This window comes from Pseudomonas sp. RGM2987 (genome assembly GCF_022952855.1).
In the GTDB taxonomy this organism is placed as follows: Bacteria; Pseudomonadota; Gammaproteobacteria; order Pseudomonadales; family Pseudomonadaceae; genus Aquipseudomonas.
Window position 1 is genome coordinate 1 of sequence record NZ_JALJDX010000093.1, and the last position, 9,589, is coordinate 9,589.

The 9,589-nt window shown below is 60.7% G+C and carries 7 protein-coding genes; 5 read left to right on the plus strand and 2 right to left on the minus strand.

Annotation, left to right across the window (positions count from 1 at the left end):
* Positions 1-183: 183 nt before the first annotated feature.
* The 5 genes from RGM2987_RS01550 (at position 184) to RGM2987_RS01570 (ending at position 7,082) form a co-directional block, all read left to right on the plus strand.
* On the plus strand, positions 184-1,125 hold the full coding sequence (locus RGM2987_RS01550) for a rhodanese-related sulfurtransferase (protein WP_245138355.1): 942 nt from the start codon (positions 184-186) through the stop codon (positions 1,123-1,125).
* 36 nt (positions 1,126-1,161) lie between these two features.
* Positions 1,162-1,764 carry a DsbA family protein gene (locus RGM2987_RS01555; protein ID WP_245138361.1) on the plus strand — a complete coding sequence of 201 codons (603 nt, stop codon included), beginning with the start codon at positions 1,162-1,164 and terminating at the stop codon, positions 1,762-1,764.
* Positions 1,757-3,583: an ABC transporter ATP-binding protein gene (locus RGM2987_RS01560; protein ID WP_245138356.1), complete on the plus strand. Its 1,827-nt coding sequence runs from the start codon at positions 1,757-1,759 to the stop codon at positions 3,581-3,583. Before RGM2987_RS01555 ends, RGM2987_RS01560 begins: the two co-directional genes overlap by 8 nt.
* A gap of 189 nt (positions 3,584-3,772) precedes the next feature.
* A complete protein-coding gene (locus tag RGM2987_RS01565; protein ID WP_245138357.1) occupies positions 3,773-6,232 on the plus strand; it encodes an EAL domain-containing protein in 2,460 nt (819 codons plus the stop codon).
* A 46-nt stretch (positions 6,233-6,278) separates the two neighbouring features.
* Positions 6,279-7,082, plus strand: a complete 804-nt coding sequence (locus RGM2987_RS01570) for an iron-containing redox enzyme family protein (RefSeq protein ID WP_245138358.1) — start codon at positions 6,279-6,281, stop codon at positions 7,080-7,082.
* Between the two features lie 345 nt (positions 7,083-7,427).
* On the opposite strand, the gene RGM2987_RS01575 is transcribed toward RGM2987_RS01570, so the two are convergent.
* Together RGM2987_RS01575 and RGM2987_RS01580 are read right to left on the minus strand one after the other, a co-directional pair.
* Positions 7,428-8,354 carry a GGDEF domain-containing protein gene (locus RGM2987_RS01575; protein WP_245138359.1) on the minus strand — a complete coding sequence of 309 codons (927 nt, stop codon included), beginning with the start codon at positions 8,352-8,354 and terminating at the stop codon, positions 7,428-7,430.
* A gap of 350 nt (positions 8,355-8,704) precedes the next feature.
* Positions 8,705-9,445, minus strand: coding sequence for a YciK family oxidoreductase (locus RGM2987_RS01580; RefSeq protein WP_245138360.1), 741 nt, complete (start codon positions 9,443-9,445; stop codon positions 8,705-8,707).
* Between the last annotated feature and the right edge of the window lie 144 nt (positions 9,446-9,589).

A 9,589-nucleotide genomic window follows, 5' to 3' on the forward strand; every position in this document is an offset into this window, starting at 1 on the left:
ACGCAGACGACGGCTTCGCCGCCGAGCGGGAGCAAGCTCCCTCGCCACAACAAGCTCCCTCGCCACAGGTGTGCTCCTAAAGCCACCGTGTATTTGTTAGAATCCGCAACGCGCCGCTGACCCGGCGCGTTTTTTTTCGCATCCGGTTCACCCTTTACGAGGGTAGCCACCTGGAGAACACCCATGACACAACCCATTGTCGTGGCGGCACTGTATAAGTTCGTCACCCTTGAAGATTACGTCGAGCTGCGTGAGCCCTTGCTTCAGGCCATGCTCGATAATGGCATCAAAGGCACCCTGCTCATCGCCCAGGAAGGCATCAACGGCACGGTTTCCGGCACCCGCGAGGGCATCGACGGCCTGCTGGCCTGGCTGCGTAACGATCCACGCATGGTCGACATCGACCACAAGGAATCGTACTGCGATGAACAGCCGTTCTATCGCACCAAGGTCAAGCTCAAGAAAGAAATCGTCACCCTCGGCGTCGAAGGCGTGGACCCGAACAAGCAGGTCGGCACCTATGTCGAGCCGCAGGACTGGAACGCGCTGATCAGCGACCCGCAAGTGCTATTGATCGACACTCGCAACGATTATGAAGTGTCCATTGGCACCTTCGAAGGCGCCATCGACCCGAAGACCACCAGCTTTCGCGAGTTCCCCGACTACATCAAAGCCAACTTCGACCCGGCCAAGCACAAGAAAGTGGCGATGTTCTGCACCGGCGGGATTCGCTGTGAAAAAGCCTCCAGCTACATGCTCGGCCAGGGCTTCGACGAGGTCTATCACCTCAAGGGCGGTATCCTGAAATACCTCGAAGAGGTGCCCCAGGAACAAACCAAATGGCGCGGTGACTGCTTCGTGTTCGACAACCGCGTGACGGTTCGCCACGACCTCAGTGAGGGCGACTATGATCAGTGTCATGCCTGTCGCACGCCCGTCAGCGTCGAAGATCGTGCCTCCGAGCACTATGTGCCCGGCATCAGTTGCCCCCATTGCTGGGACAAACTGAGCGAGAAAACCCGTCGCAGCGCCATCGACCGGCAGAAGCAGATCGAACTGGCCAAGGCCCGTAACATGCCGCACCCGATCGGCTACAACTACAAGCAGTCATCTTCCGAGGCTTGAACCATGACGTCGCGCCTGCTCTATGTGATGGACCCGATGTGTTCCTGGTGCTGGGGCTTTGCGCCGGTGGCAGACGCATTGGTCGAGCAGGCGCACGCCGCTGGCGTCGAACTGCATCTGGTGGTGGGTGGGCTGCGCACCGGCAGTGGCTCGGCGCTGGAGCCGACGACCCGGCGCTACATTCTTGAGCATTGGCAGGCCGTGACCCAGGCCACCGGCCAGCCATTCAAGTTCGAGGGCGCATTGCCGGACGGTTTTGTCTACGACACTGAGCCTGCGTGCCGGGCGGTGGTCACCGCCCGCAGCCTGGCGCCGGACTTGGCGTGGGGCTTGGTGAAGCTGATCCAGCAGGCTTTTTATGTGCAAGGCCGCGACGTCACTCACGCCAGCGTCCTGGTGGAGCTGGCCGAACAGGCCGGCTTGCCGCGCATCGAATTCGCCGCCGCGTTCGACCGTGCCGATCAACACGCGGCCACCGCGGCGGATTTCACCTGGGTGCAGGACCTGGGCATCGCCGGGTTCCCTACATTGCTGGCCGAGCGTGACGGCCAGTTGGCCCTGCTCACCAATGGCTACCAGCCCCTGAGTCAGTTGTCGCCCTTGCTGGGTCGCTGGCTGGAGCGCGCCGCCTGTGCCTGACCGGCCCGAGGGCGCATCCGCCCCGCAGCGCATCGATCGATTGAGCTGGGCAGAAATCCGTCGCCTGGCCCTCAAGCATAAAAAAGCCCTATGGATTGCCAACGGCGTGGCCGTGCTGGCGACGCTGTGCAGCGTGCCCATCCCGTTGCTGTTGCCGCTTTTGGTGGACGAAGTGCTGCTAGGGCGTGGCGATGCGGCGTTGAAGATCATGGATCATGCATTGCCGACCCAGTGGCAACGGGCTGCCGGCTACATTGGGCTGATGTTGTTGATGACCCTGGCCTTGCGTTGCGGCGCCTTGCTGTTCAACGTGTTGCAGGCCCGATTGTTCGCCAGCCTCGCCAAGGACATCGTCTATCGCATTCGCATCCGCTTGATCGAACGCCTCAAGCGTATCTCTCTGGGCGAATACGAAAGCCTGGGCAGTGGCACGGTGGCGACCCACCTGGTCACTGACCTGGACACCCTCGACAAATTCATCGGCGAGACTCTCAGTCGTTTCCTCGTAGCGATGCTGACCCTGGTGGGCACCGCCGGCATCCTGGTGTGGATGCATTGGGAGCTGGCGCTGCTGATCCTGTTGTTCAACCCGCTGGTGATCTACGCCACGGTGCAATTGGGCAAGCGGGTCAAGCACCTGAAGAAACTGGAGAACGACAGCACCTCGCGCTTTACCCAGGCCCTGACCGAAACCCTGGACGCCATCCAGGAAGTACGCGCCGGCAACCGCCAGGGCTACTTTCTTGGTCGGTTGGGGATGCGCGCCAGGGAGGTGCGTGACTATGCGGTGAACTCGCAGTGGAGAACCGACGCCTCGAACCGTGCCAGTGGCCTGCTGTTCCAGTTCGGTATCGACATCTTTCGCGCGGCGGCCATGCTCACCGTGGTGTTTTCCGACCTGTCCATCGGCCAGATGCTGGCGGTGTTCAGCTATCTCTGGTTCATGATCGGCCCTGTCGAGCAACTGTTGAACCTGCAATACGCGTTTTACGCCGCTGGCGGCGCGTTGAACCGGATCAACGAACTGCTGGCCCGTGCCGACGAGCCTCAGTACGCCGGTGGCGTCGATCCGTTCAAGGGGCGCGACACCGTGGGCATTGATATTCAGGGCCTGAGTTTCGGCTACGGCGAGGAACCGGTGCTCAACCAACTGAACCTGTCCATTGCGCCGGGGGAGAAAGTCGCCATCGTCGGTGCCAGCGGCGGCGGCAAGAGCACCCTCGTGCAATTGCTGCTGGGGCTGTACACGCCGCAGTCGGGCAGTATCCGTTTTGGTGGGGCCACGCAGCAGGAGATCGGCCTGGAGACCATCCGGGAAAACGTCGCGGTGGTGCTGCAACATCCGGCGCTGTTCAACGATACGGTGCGCGCCAACCTCGCCATGGGCCGCGAGTGCGGTGAAGACGCCTGCTGGCGGGCGCTGGAAATCGCCCAGCTCGATGCCACGGTGCGTGCTTTGCCCCAGGGATTGGACAGTGTGGTAGGGCGTTCCGGAGTACGGCTGTCCGGCGGGCAGCGTCAACGGTTGGCTATCGCCCGCATGGTCCTGGCCGATCCTCGGGTGGTGATTCTGGACGAAGCCACCTCGGCGCTGGACGCCGCCACCGAGTACAACCTTCACCAGGCACTGGCACGTTTCCTGAGCAGGCGCACCACGCTGATCATTGCCCACCGGTTGTCGGCGGTGAAACAAGCCGACCGGGTACTGGTGTTCGACGGCGGGAAAATCGCCGAGGACGGTGGCCATTTGCAGTTGATTGCCGAAGGCGGCCTGTACGCTCGACTCTATGGTCACCTGCAGCAGATACAGCAGCCTTGAGTTTCCAGCGTTTTTCTGCGCTTAGTATCGGAAAAAAACTCGCCAGACACCTCGATATCTCCGAAATTTCATCCTGAACCGGTCGATCCGTCCATCCAGTCGTTCCAAGGATCGAAAAGTGGCCTAGGCTCTGGAATCAGCAGCGGATTTCTCGCGGGTGCTATCGGCAACGCCTGTGCAAGGGAACTCATGAAGCAAAAGCGGACTCTCGGAACGCCTCGGTTGTTGGGCATCGTCTGGCCCTTTATTGCCGTGGTGCTGTTTCAAGCATTGCTTGGGGGCGTCAGCCTTTATGTATTGTCTGCAGTTCGCGGCTATGTGGCGGGAGAAAGTCTCTGGTCCAAGGGCCAGAAAGACGCCATCTATTACCTCAACCTCTACGCCGACAGCCGCGATGAGGTGATCTTTCGAAAATATCAGCAAGCCATTGCCGTGCCCGAGGGCGGCCATGAACTTCGGGTAGCGCTGGACCGCGAGCCGCCGGATCTGGACGCGGCCAGGGCCGGCATCCTCAAGGGCGGCAATCACCCGGATGACGTCGCCAGCCTGATCTGGCTGTACCTGAATTTTCGTCACTTCAGCTACCTGGAAGAGGCCATCGACTTATGGACGGTGGGTGACGGCTACCTGATCGAACTGGACAACGTCGCCCGGGAAATGCACAGCAGTATCACCGCAGGCTCGGCTTCGGAAGCCGATATACGGGGTTGGAAGGCGCGGATCTTTGCTATCAACGACTCCGTCACCCCGGCAGCCAAGGCGTTCAGCGATGCGCTGGGCGAGGGGTCGCGCTTCATCCTGAGACTGTTATTGGTCACCAACTTTGCCACTGCCCTGGGTTTGATCGTCCTGGCGTTGCTGCGCACCCATAAATTGCTGGCCCAGCGTCAGGTGTTCGCCAATGCGCTGCAGTTGGAGAAGGAGCGGGCGCAGATCACCTTGCAATCCATCGGCGATGGGGTGATCACCACCGACGTCGAAGGCGCGATCGCCTATATGAACCCCGCCGCCGAGGCGATGACTCATTGGAAAGCCGAACACGCCACGGGATTGCCCCTGGGGGCGCTGTTCAATCTGCTCGATGACAACGCCCAGACCGAAGGGCTGACGTTGATCGAGCACATCCTCAGCGGTCGCCTCAGTGGCGCCAGCGAGCACTCCAAGCTGATCCAGCGCCTGGACGGCAGCACCGTGTCGGTGACGTTGGTGGGGGCGCCGATCCGCCATGCCGGCAAGGTCAGCGGCACGGTCCTGGTGCTGCACGACATGACCCAGGAGCGTCAATACATCGCCAACCTGTCGTGGCAGGCCACCCACGATGCCCTGACGGGCCTGGCCAATCGCCGGGAGTTCGAATATCGCCTCGAACAGGCCTTGCATAATCTCTCTCGCCAGGTCGGCCGACATGCCTTGATGTTCCTCGACCTGGACCAGTTCAAATTGGTCAACGATACCTGTGGCCATGCGGCCGGTGATGAACTGTTGCGTCATATCTGCGCCTTGTTGCAATCGGGTCTGCGGGAAAACGACACCCTGGCCCGCCTGGGCGGCGATGAGTTCGGCATCTTGCTGGAGAACTGTTCGCCCGAGGCGGCGGAAAAAATCGCCGAGGGGCTGCGCCAGACCGTGCAGAACCTGCACTTTGTCTGGAAGGGCCGGCCGTTCGTGACCACGGTGAGTATCGGCCTGGTACACATTGCGCAGACCCCGACGACCCTGGAGGCCTCCCTGCGCGCCGCCGACATGGCGTGCTACATGGCCAAGGAGAAGGGGCGCAACCGGGTCCAGGTCTATCACGCCGACGACTCGGAACTGTCCCTGCGCTTTGGCGAGATGGCCTGGGTCCAGCGCTTGCATATGGCCCTGGAGGAAAACCGCTTCTGTCTTTACGCCCAGGAGATCGCCGCGCTGGGCCCGGGTGACCATGGCGGCGGGCATATCGAGATCCTGCTGCGCCTGCATGATGAAGCCGGGCGGATGATCCTGCCCAACAGCTTCATTCCCGCGGCGGAACGTTATGGCCTGATGACCTCCCTGGACCGTTGGGTGGTGGAGAATGTGTTCAGGATCATTCGCCAGTGCCTGGATGATTCGCCGCAAGGGCCCGTGGCGATGTGTGCGATCAATCTGTCAGGCACGACTATAGGAGATCAGGCGTTCCTCGACTTCCTGCGTAAACAGTTCGCGGCGTATGCAATTCCACCGGAAATGATTTGTTTTGAAATTACCGAAACCAGCGCTATCGCGAATTTGGGCAGTGCGATCCGCTTTATCAATGAACTCAAGAGCTTGGGTTGTTATTTCTCTCTGGACGACTTTTGCGCCGGAATGTCTTCATTCGCTTACCTGAAACATTTACCTGTAGACTTCCTGAAGATCGATGGGAGTTTCGTAAAGGATATGCTGGACGACCCGATTAACCGTGCAATGGTCGAGGTGATCAATCACATCGGCCACGTCATGGGTAAGCGCACGATTGCCGAGTTTGTTGAAACGACCCAGATCGAACAGGCATTGCTGGAGATTGGGGTGGATTATGCCCAGGGGTATGTGATCGAGCGTCCGCAATTGTTTACCTGTGACACATTGTCATGCAGGCCGGCCCGGCCCCAACCGTTGTTGTTCAAGGCCCCCGGCACGTTCCGCTGAAACTCTTGTTGGTCCGGAAAAAATCACAATCAAAAGGAGCCCGACAGTGATCGACACATTCAACCGAACAGGCCCGCTCATGGACGCCACAAGCTATCCGAAATGGGCACAACAGCTCATTGCCGATTGCAGCGAGAGCAAGCGCCGGGTTGTCGAACACGAGCTGTATCAACGCATGCGCGATAACAAGCTCAGCGCCAAGACCATGCGCCATTACCTCATTGGGGGTTGGCCGGTCGTTGAACAGTTCGCCTTATACATGGCACAGAACCTCACCAAGACCCGTTTTGCCCGCCATCCCGGCGAGGACATGGCGCGTCGCTGGTTGATGCGCAACATCCGTGTCGAACTCAACCATGCAGACTACTGGGTAAACTGGAGCGCCGCCCACGGTGTGACCCTGGAAGACCTGCAAGCCCAGCAAGTGCCGCCTGAGCTTCACGCCCTGAGCCACTGGTGCTGGCACACCAGCTCGTCGGATGCGTTGATCGTGGCTATTGCCGCGACCAACTACGCTATCGAGGGGGCGACCGGGGAGTGGTCGGCTGTGGTCTGTTCCAGTGGCGTCTATGCGGCGGCCTTCCCTGAGGAAGAGCGCAAGCGGGCCATGAAATGGCTGAAGATGCATGCCCAATACGACGATGCTCATCCGTGGGAAGCCCTGGAGATCATCTGCACCCTGGCGGGCATGAATCCGAGCAAGGCCCTGCAAACCGAATTGCGCCAGGCGGTGTGCAAGAGCTACGACTACATGTATCTGTTCCTGGAGCGTTGCATGCAGCTGGAACAGCCTGAGTCGCTGAACAGAACCACCGCCAACCGTGAGCGCCTGGCACTGGCCGGGAGCTGATTGCGCGCGTTTGGAATAAGTAATCTGCCGTGGGAGTGAGTCAGCTTGCGATGGGGTTTTAGCGGTCGACGGGGAGGTTGACTGCCAGGCCCTCATCGCGAGCAGGCTCGCTCCCACAGTTGGTTTCGACGCTTCTAATTCCCGCTGCCGATCCCTTGTGGGAGCGGGCTTGCTCGCGAAAGCGGTGGGTCTGCTTGCAAAGATGCCGAATGTGCCGCCGCCTTCGCGGGCAAGCCCGCTCCCACATTGGGCCTGCGATAGACACTGATTTTCTCAGCGCCCCAAGCCCCCTGTGGGAGCGAGCCTGCTCGCGATAGCCGTAGGCGAGCTTTTTGAAGATATCCCTCAGCCCGCCATTGCCAACCGGTTGCGGCCTTCGCGCTTGGCCACGTACAGCGCACTGTCGGCCCTGCGCAGCAGGCTTTGTGCCGACTCACCCGGCAACAGCGTTGCGCAACCCAGGCTGACGGTCAGCTCAATCCTTGTGCCTGCGGCAAAGTAATCCTGGACCTGGGCGGCATAGCGCAGGCGCTCACCGATCATGGCTGCGGCGTCCCGGCTGGTATTGGCCAGCAGGATCAGGAACTCTTCGCCGCCGAACCTGAACACCATGTCCACGTTGCGCAGTTCTGTCTTGATCGATTCGGCCACTGCCTTGAGCACCTCGTCACCGACGCCGTGCCCGTAGCTGTCATTGATCCGTTTGAAATGATCGATGTCGAGCATCAGCAGTGACAAAGGCTGCGAATGACGCCGGGCCATGTCGATCTCCCGTGCCAGGGTCTGGTCCATGGCGACGCGGTTACCCGTCCCGGTCAGCGGATCGCGCAGGGCGCTTTGCGTGGCAGCACGGTAGAGCAGGGCGTTGCGCAGTGGATACAACAAGGCTGACATCGCCGCTTCCAGGTCGCTCTGTTCCGATTCGGCAAAACGCTGATTGCGACGGAACACCACCTCACCCAGGTCTTCGCCTTCGTGGCGCAGGTTGTAGCTGAGGGTGTGATGCCCACGCTGCCCGAATTCCAGGCGCAGATCGCTGGTTTTGTGCTGGTAGGCCAGCGCATCCAGGGGCACCAGGCGCTGAACTTCGCGGAAAAACAGGCCCAGGATGCGTTGCGGCTCCAGGCTGGTCTGCAATTGTTGGCTCAGTTGCTGGCGCAGCTGCGACAGACTGATCGGCCGCGCCACGAGCGGCGAGGCCTGGCCAAAGCCCAGGCGCTGCAACTTGGCGCTGTCGAAGTCGATCGCGTTGAACTGGGTGGGCGTTTTCATATGGCGTAAGCCCCTAAGCTGAATCTGTCCCGACAGGCTGGGTGCCGCGGCTTTGGGCTGCGCGTTTTACTGGTCCTTCAGTCCCATAGGACAATGATTTGAGTTTAGTCCGCTTCTTTGCAGGCGTAAGTGCTCGTCTCACCGTCCGTTTCCCGCCGAACATGGCGTGTTTGAGGAAGGTTAGAGCGAAAGTCGTGCCATTCGGTTCAGTTGGACAGAAATTCGTTGCTGATCAATGTATTGGGATCCGACCGGGGATCCCTGCATGACTGGGCCTTGGCGGTTCGTCTGGCTGGGCACCAAAGAAAGGCACTGGCGCGACGGTAAAACGTCGCGCAGCCCCAAGTCATTTATTGCGCGTTGAGCGCCTGGCCATTGACACCCGTGCTGTCCGGACCCATGAGGTACAGGTAGACCGGCATGATTTCTTCGGGGGTCGGATTGTTGAGCGGGTTTTCCCCTGGGTAGGCCTGGGCACGCATGCTGGTGCGCGTCGCGCCGGGGTTGATGCTGTTGGCGCGTACGGCGGCAACGCTGTCGACTTCGTCCGCCAGGGTCTGCATCAGCCCTTCGGTGGCAAACTTGGACACGCCATAGGCGCCCCAGTAAGCCCGGCCCTTGCGCCCGACGCTGCTGGAGGTGAATATCACGGACGCGTCCCTGGACAACTTGAGCAGTGGCAGCAAGGTGCTGGTGAGCATGAACATGGCGTTGACGTTCACGTGCATCACCCGCATGAAGTTCTCGCCGGACAACTGCTCCAGCGGCGTGCGCGGACCGATGATCGAGGCGTTGTGCAGCAGGCCGTCCAGATGACCGAACTCGGTTTCGATCATGGCCGCCAGTTCATCGTACTGATGGGGCAGGGCGGTCTCCAGGTTGAACGGAATCACCGCCGGCTGCGGGTGGCCGGCCGCTTCGATTTCATCATAGACCTGGGTCAGGTTGGCTTCGGTCTTGCCCAGCAGCAGCACGGTGGCACCGTGAGCAGCGTAAGCCTTGGCAGCGGCGGCACCGATGCCACGACCAGCGCCGGTGACCAGAATCACCCGGCCCTGGAGCAGGTCGGGGCGGGCGGAATAATCAAACATGGAAAAACCTCAACAATTAAGCATACGGTAGCGATGGCTAGAGCGGTGACGGAGTGCTGTGACGGTGGCGCTAGCTTTGTGGCGAGGGAGCTTGCTCCCGCTCGATTGCGCAGCAATCGCAACAAAAGGCCCGCTTCGCGGTCC